Source organism: Floridaenema fluviatile BLCC-F154 (assembly GCF_041929135.1).
Lineage (GTDB): Bacteria > Cyanobacteriota > Cyanobacteriia > Cyanobacteriales > Aerosakkonemataceae > Floridanema > Floridanema fluviatile.
The window spans coordinates 1-16,721 of the sequence record NZ_JBHFNS010000060.1 but is presented as its reverse complement, the minus strand read 5'-3'; the positions used below and the strand labels follow the sequence as shown (position 1 = coordinate 16,721).

At 40.6% G+C, this 16,721-nt stretch carries 17 protein-coding genes; 6 read left to right on the top strand and 11 right to left on the bottom strand.

Features of this window, described 5'->3' with window-relative positions; genetic code table 11:
- Positions 1-134 precede the first annotated feature (134 nt).
- The 8 genes from ACE1B6_RS16020 to ACE1B6_RS15985 form a co-directional block, all read right to left on the bottom strand.
- A complete protein-coding gene (locus ACE1B6_RS16020) occupies positions 135-809 on the bottom strand; it encodes an SAM-dependent methyltransferase (RefSeq protein WP_413258251.1) in 675 nt (224 codons plus the stop codon).
- Between the two features lie 32 nt (positions 810-841).
- Entirely contained in the window at positions 842-2,203 is a 1,362-nt protein-coding gene (locus ACE1B6_RS16015; RefSeq protein WP_413258250.1) for an APC family permease, read from the bottom strand.
- 282 nt (positions 2,204-2,485) lie between these two features.
- The gene (locus ACE1B6_RS16010; protein WP_413258249.1) at positions 2,486-2,851 is read right to left on the bottom strand and encodes a low temperature-induced protein; all 366 of its coding nucleotides are present in this window, start codon (positions 2,849-2,851) and stop codon (positions 2,486-2,488) included.
- A gap of 190 nt (positions 2,852-3,041) precedes the next feature.
- Positions 3,042-3,338, bottom strand: a complete 297-nt coding sequence (locus ACE1B6_RS16005) for a hypothetical protein (RefSeq protein WP_413258248.1) — start codon at positions 3,336-3,338, stop codon at positions 3,042-3,044.
- 119 nt (positions 3,339-3,457) lie between these two features.
- Positions 3,458-4,522 (bottom strand): ABC transporter permease, encoded by a 1,065-nt coding sequence (locus ACE1B6_RS16000; protein ID WP_413258247.1) that lies wholly within the window; start codon positions 4,520-4,522, stop codon positions 3,458-3,460.
- Positions 4,523-4,650: 128 nt separating this feature from the next.
- Positions 4,651-5,169, bottom strand: coding sequence for an adenine phosphoribosyltransferase (locus tag ACE1B6_RS15995; protein WP_413258246.1), 519 nt, complete (start codon positions 5,167-5,169; stop codon positions 4,651-4,653).
- An 81-nt stretch (positions 5,170-5,250) separates the two neighbouring features.
- A complete protein-coding gene (locus ACE1B6_RS15990) occupies positions 5,251-6,930 on the bottom strand; it encodes a ShlB/FhaC/HecB family hemolysin secretion/activation protein (protein WP_413258245.1) in 1,680 nt (559 codons plus the stop codon).
- Between the two features lie 230 nt (positions 6,931-7,160).
- Positions 7,161-7,844 (bottom strand): response regulator, encoded by a 684-nt coding sequence (locus tag ACE1B6_RS15985; protein ID WP_459563043.1) that lies wholly within the window; start codon positions 7,842-7,844, stop codon positions 7,161-7,163.
- A 396-nt stretch (positions 7,845-8,240) separates the two neighbouring features.
- On the opposite strand from ACE1B6_RS15985, the gene sodB reads away from it, so the two are divergent.
- The 4 genes from sodB (at position 8,241) to ACE1B6_RS15965 (ending at position 12,483) form a co-directional block, all read left to right on the top strand.
- Positions 8,241-8,837 (top strand): superoxide dismutase [Fe], encoded by a 597-nt coding sequence (gene sodB / locus ACE1B6_RS15980; protein ID WP_413258244.1) that lies wholly within the window; start codon positions 8,241-8,243, stop codon positions 8,835-8,837.
- A 120-nt stretch (positions 8,838-8,957) separates the two neighbouring features.
- The gene (locus ACE1B6_RS15975) at positions 8,958-9,170 is read left to right on the top strand and encodes a hypothetical protein (protein ID WP_413258243.1); all 213 of its coding nucleotides are present in this window, start codon (positions 8,958-8,960) and stop codon (positions 9,168-9,170) included.
- A gap of 386 nt (positions 9,171-9,556) precedes the next feature.
- Complete coding sequence (gene ppk1, locus ACE1B6_RS15970; RefSeq protein WP_413258242.1) at positions 9,557-11,692, top strand: polyphosphate kinase 1; 2,136 nt, start codon at positions 9,557-9,559, stop codon at positions 11,690-11,692.
- 347 nt (positions 11,693-12,039) lie between these two features.
- Positions 12,040-12,483 carry a response regulator gene (locus ACE1B6_RS15965; protein WP_413258241.1) on the top strand — a complete coding sequence of 148 codons (444 nt, stop codon included), beginning with the start codon at positions 12,040-12,042 and terminating at the stop codon, positions 12,481-12,483.
- Here the strand turns inward: ACE1B6_RS15965 and ACE1B6_RS15960 are convergent.
- Together ACE1B6_RS15960 and ACE1B6_RS15955 are read right to left on the bottom strand one after the other, a co-directional pair.
- Complete coding sequence (locus ACE1B6_RS15960; RefSeq protein ID WP_413258259.1) at positions 12,480-12,662, bottom strand: hypothetical protein; 183 nt, start codon at positions 12,660-12,662, stop codon at positions 12,480-12,482. The genes ACE1B6_RS15965 and ACE1B6_RS15960 overlap by 4 nt on opposite strands.
- 54 nt (positions 12,663-12,716) lie before the next feature.
- Positions 12,717-12,983, bottom strand: a complete 267-nt coding sequence (locus ACE1B6_RS15955; RefSeq protein ID WP_413258240.1) for a hypothetical protein — start codon at positions 12,981-12,983, stop codon at positions 12,717-12,719.
- Positions 12,984-13,166: 183 nt separating this feature from the next.
- Between ACE1B6_RS15955 and ACE1B6_RS15950 the strand changes: the two genes are divergently transcribed.
- The gene (locus ACE1B6_RS15950) at positions 13,167-13,709 is read left to right on the top strand and encodes a DUF2854 domain-containing protein (RefSeq protein ID WP_413258239.1); all 543 of its coding nucleotides are present in this window, start codon (positions 13,167-13,169) and stop codon (positions 13,707-13,709) included.
- Positions 13,710-13,830: 121 nt separating this feature from the next.
- On the opposite strand, the gene ACE1B6_RS15945 is transcribed toward ACE1B6_RS15950, so the two are convergent.
- The gene (locus tag ACE1B6_RS15945; RefSeq protein WP_413258238.1) at positions 13,831-14,088 is read right to left on the bottom strand and encodes a CRR7 family NDH-1 assembly protein; all 258 of its coding nucleotides are present in this window, start codon (positions 14,086-14,088) and stop codon (positions 13,831-13,833) included.
- A gap of 235 nt (positions 14,089-14,323) precedes the next feature.
- Between ACE1B6_RS15945 and ACE1B6_RS15940 the strand changes: the two genes are divergently transcribed.
- A complete protein-coding gene (locus ACE1B6_RS15940) occupies positions 14,324-16,549 on the top strand; it encodes an amylo-alpha-1,6-glucosidase (protein WP_413258237.1) in 2,226 nt (741 codons plus the stop codon).
- The last annotated feature ends 172 nt before the right edge of the window (positions 16,550-16,721 follow it).

Here is a 16,721-nt window from a genome sequence, read left to right as displayed (position 1 = left end):
TCGCTTAAGTGGCGTTGATATCTCTGTCTTCTATAAACATTATTCTTACTAAATTAATTTTACCTAAAGGCGGTGCGTGACGGCGAAATTCCTAAAATGAGAAATATTAAAGAAATGCCGTCACATACCCTACTTTATTGAGGTGTTGGAGTAGTTGCAGGTGTCGGACGTAAATTCGCGGGAATTTCTTTCGGAACTACCCAAGAATAAACAGTGTGTTCATATCTTGGCCCTTTAACTTTTACCACATTTTCTGGTTTCCATTCACCCATATCATAGTTATGAGAAACCACTCTTGTACCAGGTTTTAATTCCGAAAGTAATTTGGGGCGAAGTTTTAAATTTACATCAGGAAGTAAGTAAAGAGTGACAACTGTTGCTTCGCTGAGATCGGTTTTAAATAAGTCTTGTTGCATGAACTTTACTCTGTCAGCTACTCCCGCTTTTTGAGCATTTTCTTGACTTTTTTTCACTAATTCGGGATCGATGTCTATTCCCACGCCTCTCGCGCCGAATTTTTGTGCTGCTGTAATTACAATTCTGCCATCACCACTACCCAAATCATAAAGTACATCGTTTTTATCAACTTTGGCTTGTTTGAGCATTTCTGCTACAACTATTTCTGGTGTTGGTACGAAAGGTACATCTTTTTCTGGTACTGCTAATTGAGCGATAACATTGGGTGTTTGTTGTTTTACTTCTGCTTTAGCTTGGTCACTTTTCTGAGCAGGTTGAGTACATCCAGCAAATAGTAAACCGCTAATACTAACACCAGCAATTAGTAACAGTTTAATTGGTTGCAACTGCATTTTTTACTCCTGATTTGATGAACTAATTTTGCTCAAACTCTTTGACGATTATGCCAAATTAATATTGGTGCGCCAATGATTACCATTGCTACTCCGACTAATGCGCCGACTCCAGTATAAGCAAGACTAGAGTAAAGTAAATAACCACAAATTAAACAAAAAACTATTGGGGTTACAGGATAGAAAGGAACTTGAAATGGTCGAAGAGTTTCTGGTTCTCGCCAACGTAAAATGAACAAAGAAATTGTGGTGAGGAGGAAGAAGAACCAAAATACTGGGGCGGTGTAATCTACCATTGTTTGAAAGCCTTTGCGTGTCAAAGTACCTAATAAAACTAGGAAAAGAGCGATCGCACCTTGCACTATTAAAGCATTCACCGGACTATTGTTTTTAGTTTGCCATTTTCCCAGAAAACTAAATACAGAAAAATCTCGCCCTAAAGCATAGTTAGTTCTCGCCCCGGTAAAAATCGTCGCGTTAATTGCTCCTAAACTAGAAATAGCAATTAATACGCTCAGAAATATTGCCCCAGGTTTACCAATTGCCCTTCGCATTAAATCTGCTGCTACTGCTTGAGAATTCGCCATATCTGTAACACCTAAACCTTGGAGATAGGCGAAATTAATTAACAGATAAATCGCGGTGATTATGCTGATGCTAACTAATAGCGATCGCACCATATTTTGCCGGACATTTCGCAACTCAGCCGAAATGTAAACCGCTTCATTCCAACCGCCATAAGTTAGCAATACAAAAATCATGGATAACCCCCAAGAACCAGAGGTTCTTTCTCCCGAATTTGCCGCTTCTTCCACAGGAAAAGTTAGAAATAAACCGCAAAGTATTACTAATACCAAACCCAAAACTTTAGCCCAAGTTAACAAGTTTTGTGTCCACTTTCCCTGCTGAACTCCGACAATATTTAAAGCCGTCAAAGCAACAATTACTATTGCCGCATAAAGCGAGGAAGAATAATCACCTAACTTCCACAACTGAGTAGCATAATCACCAAAAATAAATGCTAACAAAGTAATAGAACCAGTTTGAACTACCGTCATTCTCGCCCAAGCAAAGAGAAAGGCGACATTCTTCCCAAAAGCCCGACGCAAGTAATAATAATTGCCCCCAGCATCAGGATAAGTTGTAGCTAATTCTGCCCAGCATAAAGCACCAATAAAAGATACTGCGCCGCCAATTAACCACAGCAAAATTATTAAAGGCGAACTTCCGGCATTAGCCGCAACTAAAGCGGGAGTTTCAAAAATCCCCGCACCAATTACAATACCTATTATTAGTGCGATCGCATCACTAAATGCTAACGCTGGTTTAGGGGAAGCCGATGAACTTGCCATCAACACTCGATCTGGAAAGCGATAATCTGCGCGTTTGCTCATTCCGGCATCCTCAGTATTTTAGCTGGAATTTGAAAATAGAGTAGATAATACTACCCATTTTTTGAATCAATTCACATTTTACTGGGGAAAATCGATTTTTTCCAGCACGTTTTTTGAATTTTGATCTGTGTTTATTTATTGCACATCTGCCTTTTGACTTATTTAACTTTTCGAGTCCGAAACCTCCAAAAAAATTAGGGTAGACAACCAGCCCACCCTTTTCTACTTTCTACAGCAAGGAAATAAAATATATTCTTGCTTGATTCTATTTAAATTTTGGGATTACTTTTCACCAGTAGCTTTTTCCAAAGTGTTGCCAATAATTTGTTCAACAGACTTCGTATTACGTGCAGTATTTTCTGGGCGTTTCATCTTATCAGCGTCAGCAGTTCCCTGGATTTCATTCAACCCTGGATTGGTTTCCTTGACTTGTTTATGTAAACCGAAATCTGAGGGATTTTTAGTAGAAATGGCATCTTGAGATTTCCCTTCAATTTCTAACAAATTAGCTTCACCTTCTCTGGGGTTAGAAGTAGCACTGTAAGCAGGTGAAGCATAAGCTACTAGCAGCAAAGCACAGACACAAGCAGCTACGAAAAACCGAACGCGGCGGAGTAAATTGGCAAGATTAAAATTGATAAAGCGCATAGTAGGCTTCTCCTCTCTAATTAAGCTAAAATTTAACAGGCAGTTATTGATAATCGCTAAACAAAGCTCATTTCAACAACCTCCTACTATTTGCTCATATTTTTCTCGCTCTAGCATCTATAGCTAGATATATCTGGATCGATGAAAATCTTCATTCAAACTCAACCAGAAGGAATAGAGAGCAATAGCGTTAAATTTGAGCAAAAAACTCAATAGTTGGCAAAAGCGGGTCACGCACCACCCCCACGCCCGCAAAACCCCAGCGTTTTAGCAGATTTTTCAGTTGACTTCCGGGAACAGATTCAACGGCGAAGCGATTTGCCACATCTTTACCATGAGTATTTAAGTAACTTAATGCCTCAAAATCTTGAGAAAAGATTAACAAATAACCTGTGGAATTTGTTGTTTCGGAATTGATTTCTGGATGGGCGACTAAATAACGACCATCAGTTGTAGAACGAATGACGTAATAAACTTGAGAGAACATAGCAAAAATTGGTAATTGGTAGTTGGTAGTTGGTCAAATGATTTTCGATTCACCGCACCCATAAAGAGATTTTCGATCGTCCTGAGTTTTTCCAACCAACTACCTAGTACCAAAGTGAACTAATTAAGATTTTCCAACTTGATTCGAGGGTCGGCACTTTTCAACATTAAATCAGCCAAAAGATTACCAACAATTAGCATGACTGCACCTAACATGAGACTTGCCATTACTAAATAAAGGTCTTTAGCTGTTACTGCTTGTAAAATCAACCTTCCCAAACCGGGCCAATTAAAGAAGTTCTCGACAATAAAAGAACCACTTAATAATCCAGCGAATTCAAAACCCAATAAAGTAATTAATGGATTAATGGCATTTCGCAAAGCGTGAACATAAATCACTCGGTTTTCTGGTAAACCTTTGGCGCGTGCTGTTTGGATATAATCTTGGCGCAGAACTTCTAATAATTCGCCACGGGTAATGCGTTGTAAACCTGCAAAACCAGTAATGCTTAAAGCTAGGACTGGAAAAACAGAATGCCAAGCAATATCTAACACTTTGCCCAAGGGAGTGAATTCAGCATGATTAATGCTGGTCATGTTTCCTACAGGAAATAAAGGTGAGATATTCTGAACAAAAGTTAGCAGTAATAAACCCATTACTAGAGTGGGAACTGCTTGTCCGGCGTAACTAATTACCCGCAAAACTTTATCTAACAAACGGTTTTGGTGAACTGCGCCAACAATTCCTAAAGGAATAGCGATTCCCCAGGTGACAATTAAAGATGCGATCGCTAACAATAAAGTAGCCGGAACTCTTTCCCACAACAATTCAGATACCGGACGTAAATAAGCAAAACTAATGCCAAAATCCCCACGAGAAATAATCCCCCACAACCACAAAAAATATTGCACAATTAAAGGTTTATCTAACCCAAACTGCATTTTTAATTCTTCGATTCTTTCGGGGGAAATTTTGGGATTTTGGCGCAAAGTATCCAGGTAACTTCCCGGTGCTAATTGAATAATGGCAAAACTTAAAGCTGATGCCAATAAAAGTGTTAGCGCCGCCTGCAATAATCGCTTCAGTACATACAAAGCTGTCTCTTGCGAGGGAACTAACCTTAATAGTTTATCCCCCACAAAATTAAAGCTTCTCACAACCGAAGAACTTTTAGCAGAACTCATTTTTTACCTCAAAAAAGTGACTAGTGCAAGAAGGCAGAGGACAGAAGAGAAAAACACTTTTTCGTCGAATTATTTACTGGTTTTCAACTTATTAGTTATTTCTGCTTTGCTGCACTATTGCACTAAATTTAGTACTCAATCAACGTCAAAATTGGTACATCAGGAAGTTTTTCTCGTCCGCCTAAACCTTGTAGTTCAATGATAAAAGCAAAACCAAGCAATTCTGAACCTGTTTGCTGTACTAATTGTGCTGTTGCAGCTGCGGTTCCCCCAGTAGCAATCAAGTCATCGACAATTAAAACTCGGCAACCTTCCCCCAAAGCATCTTCGTGCATTTCTAAACGGTCTACACCGTACTCTAATTCATATTCCACACGACAAACTGCTGCGGGTAATTTTCCTGGTTTGCGGACGGGAATAAAACCAGCACCCAATTGATAAGCTAAGGGTGTTCCGAAGATAAAACCGCGAGACTCCATCCCCACCACATAATCAATTTTATCGAATCTGTCTTTGCACTGTTGGGTCAAAGTATCAACAGTATGACGCAATCCATCAGGGTTTCGCAGTAAGGTAGTGATGTCTCGAAACAAAATTCCCGGTTTGGGAAAGTCAGGAATATCGCGAATCAGGGACTTTAAATCCATATTTGCTTAAAATTACAGATCACGCTCAAGATTATATGATTGATTGGTGATTATTGGTCATTTGTTATTGGTAATTTATCACTAAAATCGGTAAAAAACTTGGAAGTAAAAACCGCGATCTTGGGCATTGTCTCCCCGATCGCGAATATAGCTCAAAGGTATGCCGTAATCAACTCGCAAATTTAATCCGGGAATTGGTTCCCATAATACACCTAAACCCGCCCCAGCCAAAAATCTCCGACTGGGAATAGCATTAGGATTATCTGGGTGATTCCAAACTGTACCAAAATCTACAAATGGTGCTAATTGAAAGATTTCTCTCCCGGTTTTATCGCGACTTAAAATGATTCGATCTTCGATAGAAATGCGAAAACCGTTATCACCAGAACGGGCATTTTGCCGATATCCCCGAATCGATTGACCCCCGCCAATTACAAATTGTTGAGATGGTAATAAACTATTTGGTGTGAGTTGCAAATCTGCTTGTAAAATTAAGATATTGCTATTACTAATTCTGTGGACTCTTTGGACTTGACCGAGCCAACTAAAAAAGCGTCCATCGGGGATTGGATCGGGATTAATTGTGCTATCAAAAGCGCCAATTCCGAAGCTAAAAAGCGATCGCAAAGCCGTCGCCCCCTGCACATCTCGCCGGATATAATCCTGACCAAAACTAATTACACTAGTGCGAGTTCTGCCTTCTTCATCGGGGCCAAAACCGAAAGGAAACGGGTCATCATCCAAGAAAGTTTGACCCCGACGATGAGCAAAAGCCACAGATAAAGCGAATTCTTCACGAGGCGATCGAATTAACGGTTGCCGATAACTAAACTCATAAAGTTGCGAATTCCCACTAATATCTAAATCCTTAAACTCCGCCTCAGTCACTTGATAATAATTCGGTGCAGCCCGTAACTGCAAAGTGCCATCCATCGCATTAATTGGCACAGTATAAGAAAAGTCTAAAACATTAGAACCGCCAGTAGTTGAGCGAAAATAAGAAGCAAAAAAAGTATCGCCAATTCCGCTAACATTACGTACAAAAAAATTACCCCCAAATCTTTCCGAACCAATACTAGGTGGCGAATAATTATCAATTACTAAAGTCGAACCAGTAAAAGGACTAGCTTCTGTCACCCTGACAACTAAAATACTTTGTCCCTGTTCATTTCCCGGACGTAAACTAGCCTCAACATTTTTAAATATAGGATTAAACCGCAATAATCTTAATTGATCTTCTAACTCAGCACTATTTAAAGGTTTACCAACTCCTAAGCGCACTCGACTGCGAATATAAGAATCATTTAACCGACGATTTCCTTCAATTTCAATTTTTTCTAAACTGCCTTCAATTACTAAAAATCGCACCACGCCATCAGTAATTTTTTGGTCTGGCAACACTGCTCGCGAAGTAATATAACCACGTTCCACATAAAGTTGAGTAATCGCATCAGCAACTTTTCCTAATTCTTGAATCGTGAATTCTTTACCTTCTAAAGGTTTAACAATTGCATTAATTTCATCACTCAAAATCGTATTACCTGTTACCTCAACTTTCTGCACTTGAATTTTAATTGGTGGTGCAGGTTGAGTGGGTGTTGGTGGCGGCGTTTCTAAAACAGGTGTTTGGGGATCTGGCGTAGTTGGTGGGATTAATGGTGCAGGTTGGATAAAGCGATCGGTATTTGGTCGCGGTTCTAAATTTCTGGGTGGCAGATTCGGTGGCAGATTCGGCGGCGGCGGTGCAGGATTTTGCGCCATTAAGTGGCTAGGGATTAGGGACTGGGGACTGGGGACTGGGAACTCGGAGAGTTTTGCGTTCTGAGTTCTGAGTTTTGACTTAGAAAGAAAGTTTTGAGTTAAGAACTTTTCTCCCCCCTGCGCCCCTGCGCCCCTGCGCCCCTGCGCCTCTACTCCCAATACCAGCTGTGGCAATAGGGTATTACTAAAACATAGGCAAGAAATTAAGACACTGAAAAGCTTCCACATAGTCAGACAATTCCTGCACGTAGAGCTACAACAGCTGCTTGAACGCGATCGTCAACCGACAGCTTGTTCATTATGCCACGAACATGAGTTTTCACCGTATTCGGGCTTAAATAGAGAGCTTCAGCAATTTCAGGATTACTGTAACCCTCTACCATTAACTTTAGGACTTCTAGTTCTCGTTGGGATAAATTAGCTAAATTTCCCGTCGGAGAGGGTGGTTTGAGATGCTCAATCACTTTCCGGGCGATTTGGGGATCGAGATAAGTAGCGCCTTCGGTAGCAGCTGCGATCGCCGTCAACAACTGTTCCACACTTGCACCCTTAATACAATAAGCATCCGCACCACTAGAAAGCGCCGCAATCACCTCAGTTTCCGTCGTGTGCGAAGTCAACATCACCACACGCACCTTCGGCAAAGCCGCCTTAATTTGCTGCGTCGCCGCAATCCCGTCAAGTCTTGGCAATCCAATATCCATTACCACCACATCAGGCTGAAGTTTGATCGTCTCTTGCACCCCTAAATAACCATCTTCAGCCTGCCCCACCAAATTAATCTGTGGATGATCCGCCAACGACTGTTCCAACCCTAACAGCATCATCGGATCGTCTTCCACAATCAAAACTCGAATCGATCCAGAAGCAGAATTAGGAGAAGTATTTTCAGAAGGTGATGTTTCAGGAGCCATATCTATAATCCCTTGCAAAACGAGGATTCAGGAATCGTGCTTAATCTGCCATTGTCAACATAGTCTATCCGATCGGGAAGGCAGAAAGCAGAAGGGGAAAAGTTTTAAGTCTTGAGTGGTAGGGGCGGGTTTAGCAGACATTCTGTACTCACAGCCGAATAATTAAAGCAAAACCCGCTTGAGTGGTAGGGGCGGGTTTAGCAGACATTCTGTACTCACAGCCGAATAATTAAAGCAAAACCCGCCCGTACAAAGTTTTAAGTTAAAAACATCCCCCCACCTCCCCACCTCCCACCCTCTTCCGACTTTTGATATAAAGTTCTATCATAAGTTTGGGTTTGATCTGAGCAGTGTACTAGCTCACAAACCGAAAGCTAAAAGAGAGGACAGAACACAATGAACTACCAAATTGCTTTACCTTACGCTGATACAGCCCTAGAGCCGTATATGTCAGCCAACACCTTTTCCTTCCACTACGGCAAGCACCATGCTGCTTACAATACCAACCTCAACAAATTAACTGAAGGCACCGAACTCGCTGACAAACCTCTAGAGGAGATTGTTGTTACCTCATTCAAAGAAAACAAAACTGGCATTTTCAACAACGCCGCCCAAGTTTGGAACCACAACTTCTTCTGGCAATCAATGAAACCAGGTGGCGGTGGTGCTCCTAGCGGCGCATTAGCAGACAAAATCAACGCAGACTTCGGCAGCTTCGACAAATTCAAAGAAGAATTCAAGAGTGCTGCTGCTACTCAATTTGGTAGCGGTTGGGCTTGGTTAGTACTGGAAAACGGCAAACTGAAAGTCACCAAAACCCCCAACGCAGAAAATCCAGTAGTTCACGGGCAAACTCCTCTGCTGACTTTAGACGTTTGGGAACACGCTTACTATTTGGATTACCAAAACAAGCGCCCCGACTTCATTACCACTTTCCTAGATAATTTGGTTAACTGGGATTTTGCAGCAGAGAACCTCTCTAAAGCTTCTTAATTAGTCTCCCGGTTAAATACAAAATGAGGACAGTCACAAATCAAAACGTGGCTGTCTTTTATTTGGTTTAAAATTTTGGTACTGCTTCTCAACTGGTGCAAATTAATTAAGGTTTCACTAATGGATAGCCAAGAACTAGCACAATATCTAGAAACCACAGACAGCATTTCTAAATCCTGGCTGTTGGTACAACTGCGGCTGAAAAAACTGGAAGAAACTCGTGCAGACCTTTCCCCAGAAGTGTATGCTCAGAAACTAGCGGATATTCACCAGGATTTAATGAACTTGGGTGAATGGTGGATTGGCAGAGAAAATGAAGTATTTGGTAGTTAAGTGTAATTAGGTAAGCTGTTAGGCATTTAAAAGTCATCTTGTAGGGTGCGTCAGATTTAGATATTTTCCTTTCTACATAGGCTTTACTGTCTGACGCACCCTACTCGTTAATAAGTGATTTAAATGCGTAACAGCTTAGTGAGTACTGGACAATTAAGGCGTGAGGCTTTGGTTCTTTGCTTTACTATTCTTCATTTTTCTTTTAACCTTTCCCTAACCTATTAAAGGTAATCTACCCTTAATCCAGGAGTACAGGCAGAAGTGTTAAGTTTCAAATTTTAGTAATTTAACATTTAAAGCTAGTAGTTCATAACTCACTGTTACCAAAGGTGACTACTATTAACGTAGTACCTTTTACTTACTACCTAATTTTTTGATATCTCGTTATGACGAAAACTAAAAGCACCACCACGGAAATCAATCTCAAAGATCCGCAATATTATTTCAATCGAGAACTTAGCTGGTTGGAATTTAATTATCGAGTTTTGCATGAAGGACTTGATGAAAGAACACCTTTAATTGAAAGATTGAAGTTTTTAGCAATTTTTAGCTCGAATTTAGATGAGTTTTTTATGGTGCGAGTTGCGGCTTTGCGCGAACAGTTAGAGGCGCACGTAACTAAGTTGAGTCCTGATGGAATGTCGCCGAAGGAACAATTAACAGCCATTAGTCAAAGATTGCGCCCTTTAGTCGAACTTCAACATCAACATTTTGAGCAAGAATTACGTCCTTTGTTGGCAAAGCATGGTGTACATATTCTGGATTATGTAGACTTAAATCAGGAGCAAAGAATTTATTTACAAAACTATTTTGATGAGCAGATTTTTCCGGTACTTACACCTTTGGCTGTTGACCCTGGACATCCTTTTCCCCATATCTCAAATCTCAGTTTAAATTTAGCTGTGGTGATTCAAGATCCCGAAACTAAAGAGGAACTTTTTGCTAGAGTAAAAGTTCCTCAAATGTTACCTCGATTTGTGGTGTTACCGGAAGCGTTACAGGTACAAATAGAATCGCAACCTTTAGTTTGGATGGCTGTACCTTTGGAGCAGGTAATTGCTCATAATTTGGCTTCTTTGTTTCCAGGAATGAATGTGCAAGAATGTTATCCTTTTCGGATTACTAGGAATGCGGATTTAGCTATTCAAGAGGATGAGGCGGATGATTTGTTGTTAGCGATCGAGCAAGAACTTCGCAAACGTCGCATCGGCGGCTCGGCGGTACGTTTGGAAATTGATGCTACGGCTTCCGACTGGGTACGACATACTTTGGTACAGGAATTATCCTTAAGTGAAAATGATGTTTATGATGTGGATGGTTTAGTGGGATTGCGAGATTTAATGTCTTTTCTGCAATTACCGCTTCCTGAATTAAAAGACCCTTCTTGGACACCTGTGATACCGTTACGTTTTCGTCGCCTTGCAGAAATTGGTGAGGATGGGGAAAATATTTTTGATTTGATTTCTCAACGGGATTTATTAGTTCATCATCCTTATCAATCTTTTGCGGCTACGGTACAGCATTTTATTACGCAAGCGGCGCACGATCCGAATGTTTTGGCGATTAAAATGACGCTTTATCGAACTTCGGGTGATTCACCAATTGTTAATGCTTTAATTGCTGCGGCGGAAAATGGTAAACAGGTGGCAGTATTGGTGGAACTTAAGGCGCGATTTGATGAAGAGAATAACATTCTTTGGGCTAAGAAGTTAGAACAAGCGGGGGTTCATGTTGTTTATGGTTTGGTGGGTTTAAAGACGCATACAAAAATAGTTTTAGTGGTGCGTCGAGAAGATAATCATATTCGCCGTTATGTTCATATTGGCACGGGGAATTATAATCCGAAAACGGCGGGTTTATATACGGATTTGGGTTTGTTGAGTTGTCGGGAAGAGTTGGGTGCGGATTTGACGGATTTGTTTAATTATTTGACTGGTTATTCGCGTCAGAGATCTTATCGGAAGTTGTTGGTTGCGCCTGTGAATTTGCGCGATCGCATGGTAGCCTTAATCCATCGCGAAATCGAACATTGCCAAAATGGTCGTTCCGGTCGCATCGTCGCCAAAATGAATGCTTTAGTAGATCCCCAAATTATTGCTAAACTCTACGAAGCTTCCCGTGCTGGCGTGGAAATTGATTTGATTATCCGGGGAATTTGTTGTCTGCGACCTGGACTCCCAGAGGTGAGCGAAAATATCCGTGTAATTAGTATTGTGGGTCGATTTTTGGAACATTCCCGCATTTTTTACTTCCAAAATGGCGGTCAGGAAGAAGTTTACATTGGTAGTGCTGATTGGATGAGTCGGAATTTAAATCGCCGAGTGGAAGCTATTACTCCCGTGGAAGACTTAAATCTTACTAAAGATTTGCAAGAAATTTTAGGAATTATGCTGTCCGACAATCGTCAAGCTTGGGAATTACAATCAGACGGCAGTTATATTCAACGTCGTCCATCGGATAATAACCAAGAGCAAAGTGCTCAGAAAACTCTCATGGAGATGGCTAGCAATCCAGGGAGTTAAACCCAGTATCTACGTGAAAATACGGGATATCCTGGGCTGTAATTCCGGGTTTTCCCGGATTATTTTCCTTAGTTATACTGATTTGGGAAAATCTGAATTCACTGGACAGAATCTAAAAAAAACATTATTGTAAAATATCCCTTCTTTACCCGTCTATACCAGATAACGTCTAGTTTTTCGGCTCTCAGACTGGCAAGAACTAGGGATTTTTTGACTTTACAATTCCTTTAAAAAAACAATCACTAACAATTTAGGTTGGATTCAATCAAATGGTAGAGGAAATAAACCGTTATTCAGCTTAAACTTGTGGAATAATACACCAACTGTTGAGAAACCTTTGAGAGGAAATGTTGTCATACTACGATCCATCGAGTGTCCGTGTTCTAGTGGTTGATGATCATGAACTAACTCGTCTCAGCCTAAAACTCGCACTCTCTAGCCAGAAAAATATCCAATTGGTTGGCTTAGCTAGCAACGGCCAAGAGGCGATTAAAATGGTGGAATCCCATCATCCCGATGTGATTATCCTGGATTTACATATGCCTGTCATGGATGGGTGGAGTGCTTCCAGCTATATTAAAAGCATCGATCCCCAAACCCAAATTATTGCTTATTCAGCAATGGAGGAGAGACAAGCTGTAGCTCTACAACAAAAATCCAGTTTTGATGCCTTCTGTAGCAAAGAAACAGCTACCAAAGAATTAATTCAGCTAGTTAAAGAATTAGCTCAAGGGCAAAAGGCTGACTCCACTAATGAAGATTCAGCCTTAAAGATGCAAATAAACGGTTAAATCATTTCCGATTCGGGAAATGTCCGTTTAAATTCATCGATCAAGTCGTCTATTTCTTCCAGTGCTTGATTAACATCTATTCTAAGGGTGCCTAAATCTGGTTGCTCCAAAAGCCGCAACAAGGTTTCGCGTTTGCTTTCGATCGCGGAGATGCGTTCTTTAAGGGTCTGGGGGTCGATCATCTTTATAGTTAGTGCTATTCAAGAGTGCTAATCAAATAAGTAAGTTTAAGTCTATCTTAGAAACGGAGGTCTTTCATCATCCGTAGGCTTATTTTTCACTGTTTCGGCAATGAAACGCTTTAATGCTTTTTCCCGATTTTTCATGAAAGCAGCCCAAAAGCCTGGGTGAAATTCATCCATTGTTTTCGCCAAGGCCCAAACATCTACCGCTAGTATGTTGTAAAGAGTTTCATCTTCTCTTTTGAGGGAGTTAATCTGTTCGAGAATGCTACGTTCTTGACGTTCTTGAGTTTCGGGGCTATTTCCATTAGGGTTCATAGGAGTTTTGGGTAATTAAAAATATCAAAAATACTGAATCACAATAATGGTAGAGAAGCTTTTTGGCTGTCAACCAAAAATCAATCCTCCCACAGGTAAGCAGTTCGGTAAGAGTTACATAACTGTAACCTGAGCTACGCAATTAGAGAATAATAAGAATTACCGATTCAACTACCTAACACTATGTTACGTCAAACTTCATTAGCAACTTTAGGAATTGGCCTGGGAAGTATTTTAACCGCGATCGGTTTCATCGCCTATTTTGCCGATAATCCTACTTTGAATTTAGTAGGATTTTTTTACGGGTTTCCACTGTTGCTGGGAGGACTGGCACTTAAGGGTTCAGAACTAAAACCTATTCCTTTCTCTCATCCTACTCCAGCAAATATTCTGGAACTGCGAAACCAACAAGCGACTAAAACTCAAACCAAGCTGCGTAAGGACTTGACTGGTTATAAATATGGACAAGATGCCCATTTAGACAGGGCTTTGGCGCAAGTAGGTTTAAGCCCTACGGAAGAAAAAAGACCCCAAGTTACCGGAATACGAGAAACGGAAGTTAATGGTGCTTATACCTTAGTCTTAGAGTTTGACTCGCCGTTACTACCAATGCAGGTATGGGAACAACAACGGGAAAAAATCGAAAGTTTTTTTGGCCCCGGCATCAAAGCTGAGTTACACCAACCAGAAGATAATCGGATTGAGTTATCTTTGATTGTGTCTTAGGGACTGGGGACTGGGGACTGGGGACTGGGGACTGGGGACTGGGGACTGGAAATTTTCGACTTTAGACTTTAGATTTTAGATTTTCTTTTCGCCCCTCTGCCCCTCTGCCCCTCTGCCCCTTTCATTTCTCCAATCGCACGGCGTACCATTGTAGATACTCTCCGGGACCTAAATCGAATTCGTAATAGGTGTTGAGTAAATGTTGGGCTTGTGCTTCTATGGTGGAAAGTTTTTGTAAATCTCTGGGTAAATCGTTTTGTCGCTGTGCCAAAATGTTTTTTAGTTTTTCTAGTAGTTCGGCGGCTGTGAGGAATTGTTCTGGCTGATTAGTTTCTAGGACGACGAAGTTATCTTCGCTATACATTAATGAATCTGGCATTTTTCTGGCTCGGTTATTGTAAATTTTGATAGTTGAGCGGAGGATTTGTTAATTTAATGTTAACGGTTTCTTTAATATAATAATCCTATTTGAGTTGTGAACTGCTCCTTTTCTTATCTCTGCGTCCTCTGCGCCTCTGTGGTTTAAAAAAATCATCGAATTCAATGGTTAAATTTTACCTGCATTAATGGTAATTAGTTTCTAAAATACAGGAATGGCGATTTTTTAGTTTTTGATGATGATGATGGATACGATCGAACTAGAAGGCAAATCTTTTATCCCTGTAGAAGAATTACCAATAGTTGAATGGCCTTGTGTACTCAACGAAGAACCACAGCCGACATTGACAATTAAAGATAATGATTTATTTTTGGTGACAGATACTTTGGGAAATATCGCTTCTAGTTTCCGAAGTGATGTTAATGCGAGTATGGGCTTGTTTTGTTCGGATACTCGGTTTCTCAGTCGCTTAGAATTACAAATAGATGGACATTCTCCGGTTTTACTTAATAGTACGGCGAATAAAGGCTTTTCCCTGTCGGTTTTATGTACAAATCCGAAAGTTGCTAATCATTTACCCCCTGATACTTTGGGAATTCGGCGAGAATTGCTGTTGAATGGGGCGCTATTTTCTCAGATTGAAATATCGAATTATAGTACTAATGAAGTGAATTTTCAACTCAGCTTAAGTTTTGATGCTGATTTTGTGGATTTGTTTGAAGTACGGGGGTTTAATCGGGATAAAAGGGGGCGACTTTTACGGGCGGTTAAAGATGATAAACCAAGGGAAGAAGAGACGGGAGAATTAATTTTAGCTTATCAAGGTTTGGATGGGGCGATTATGGAGTCGCGGATTCAATTTAACGATCGCCAACCAGACTATTTCAAAGGTAACACAGCAGTTTGGGAGTTAACTTTAGCATCTCATCAAAAGGAAAAAATCGGTTATCGGTTACAAATGTTTACCAATAATCGCCAAACTTCCCGAATAAATGCGCCTGTTACTTTCAATCAGGCGAAAGCCGCTGAGTTGATGGAAGAACAAAATTGGGTACAACAAACTACGAAAATTAGTTTAGATAAAACTATTTTTAATCAGGCGATCGATCGCGCCCAACAAGACGTTTACTTACTGCGGCAATCTTTTGAAAAGTTTACCGCACTTTCGGCGGGTGTACCTTGGTTTTCTACTTTATTTGGGCGAGATTCGTTGATTGCTGCTTCCCAAACTTTAATGTTAAATCCTGATATTGCCAAGGAAACATTAATAGTTTTAGCTGAATATCAAGGCAAAGTAGATAATGATTGGCGCGACGAACAACCGGGGAAAATTTTACACGAGTTACGCTTTGGAGAGATGGCGCGTTGTCAGGAAATTCCCCATACTCCCTATTACGGAACTGTGGATGCTACGCCTTTGTGGTTGATGCTTTATGCGGAGTATTATTCTTGGACAGCCGATCGAGATACGTTAGAAAAATTATGGTCTAATGCGTTAGCGGCGATGGATTGGATCGATCGCAATCTCCAAGAAACAGGCTATTTACGTTATGCTGTTCGATCGCAAAGAGGTTTAGTTAATCAAGGTTGGAAAGATTCCGGTGATTGTATTGTCGATCGCGATGGTAAATTAGCAAATCCACCAATAGCTTTATGCGAAGTTCAAGCTTATGTTTATTCGGCAAAAGTGCGATTAGCCGAAATAGCCAAAATGAAAAAACGCTTGGATTTAGCCGATCGTTGGCAAGATGAAGCGAGAGATTTAAAAATGCGATTTAACCGAGATTTTTGGGTAGAAGATCAAGGTTTTTGTGCCTTAGCTTTAGATGGCGATGGTAACAAAGTTGATGGGATTTCTTCTAATCCAGGTCATTGTTTAGATTTGGGAATTCTTCACCCCGAAAAAGCTTATAGTGTCGCGGAAAGATTACGCGCACCAGATATGTTCAATGGTTGGGGAATTCGCACTTTAAGCAGTTTATCTCCCGCTTACAATCCAATGGGTTATCATATTGGTTCCGTTTGGCCTCATGATAATGCTTTAATTGCAAAAGGAATTAGAAGTTTGGGTTTAATCGATCAATCTTTGGAACTTTTCCAAGGTTTAATTGATATGACTTTAGTCCAACCTTATCAACGTCCCCCAGAACTTTTTTGTGGTTACGAACGCGATGGCGACAACGATCCAGTGCGTTATCCTGTGGCTTGTTCGCCGCAAGCTTGGGCAACTGGTAGCATTTTTCAGTTGCTACAAATGATGATTAATTTAGTTCCAGATGCGCCCAATAACTGCTTGCGAATTATCGATCCGGCTTTACCAGAATCCATTGGTTCTCTTTATTTGCAAAACCTGAAAGTTGGTTCTACTTTTTTGGATTTGGAATTTCAGCGATCGGGAAATACCACTTCTTGTCGAGTAGCGAAAAAACGCGGGAATTTACGAGTAGTAATTGAGGCTTAAAATGAGAAGAAACTATGAACAATAGTCCAGGTACGTTGTTGGGCGTAAGCGCCGTTATTTAGCGCTGGAGCGCAACAAACTAAATTTAAAAAAAATAACAAAATTTTTTGTGGTTTTTAACAAAAACCGGTAAAACATAATACCAATAAAAGGGATGTGGGGTGTTTTATAT

Bases quoted from the DNA above. Each gene is read 5' to 3' on its own strand.
- ACE1B6_RS16020 (WP_413258251.1), bottom strand. From the start codon at position 809: ATGCAGTTGCAACCAATTAAACTGTTACTAATTGCTGGTGTTAGTATT.
- ACE1B6_RS16015 (WP_413258250.1), bottom strand. From the start codon at position 2,203: ATGAGCAAACGCGCAGATTATCGCTTTCCAGATCGAGTGTTGATGGCA.
- ACE1B6_RS16010 (WP_413258249.1), bottom strand. From the start codon at position 2,851: ATGCGCTTTATCAATTTTAATCTTGCCAATTTACTCCGCCGCGTTCGG.
- ACE1B6_RS16005 (WP_413258248.1), bottom strand. From the start codon at position 3,338: ATGTTCTCTCAAGTTTATTACGTCATTCGTTCTACAACTGATGGTCGT.
- ACE1B6_RS16000 (WP_413258247.1), bottom strand. From the start codon at position 4,522: ATGAGTTCTGCTAAAAGTTCTTCGGTTGTGAGAAGCTTTAATTTTGTG.
- ACE1B6_RS15995 (WP_413258246.1), bottom strand. From the start codon at position 5,169: ATGGATTTAAAGTCCCTGATTCGCGATATTCCTGACTTTCCCAAACCG.
- ACE1B6_RS15990 (WP_413258245.1), bottom strand. From the start codon at position 6,930: ATGGCGCAAAATCCTGCACCGCCGCCGCCGAATCTGCCACCGAATCTG.
- ACE1B6_RS15985 (WP_459563043.1), bottom strand. From the start codon at position 7,844: ATGGCTCCTGAAACATCACCTTCTGAAAATACTTCTCCTAATTCTGCT.
- sodB (WP_413258244.1), top strand. From the start codon at position 8,241: ATGAACTACCAAATTGCTTTACCTTACGCTGATACAGCCCTAGAGCCG.
- ACE1B6_RS15975 (WP_413258243.1), top strand. From the start codon at position 8,958: ATGGATAGCCAAGAACTAGCACAATATCTAGAAACCACAGACAGCATT.
- ppk1 (WP_413258242.1), top strand. From the start codon at position 9,557: ATGACGAAAACTAAAAGCACCACCACGGAAATCAATCTCAAAGATCCG.
- ACE1B6_RS15965 (WP_413258241.1), top strand. From the start codon at position 12,040: ATGTTGTCATACTACGATCCATCGAGTGTCCGTGTTCTAGTGGTTGAT.
- ACE1B6_RS15955 (WP_413258240.1), bottom strand. From the start codon at position 12,983: ATGAACCCTAATGGAAATAGCCCCGAAACTCAAGAACGTCAAGAACGT.
- ACE1B6_RS15950 (WP_413258239.1), top strand. From the start codon at position 13,167: ATGTTACGTCAAACTTCATTAGCAACTTTAGGAATTGGCCTGGGAAGT.
- ACE1B6_RS15945 (WP_413258238.1), bottom strand. From the start codon at position 14,088: ATGCCAGATTCATTAATGTATAGCGAAGATAACTTCGTCGTCCTAGAA.
- ACE1B6_RS15940 (WP_413258237.1), top strand. From the start codon at position 14,324: ATGATGATGATGGATACGATCGAACTAGAAGGCAAATCTTTTATCCCT.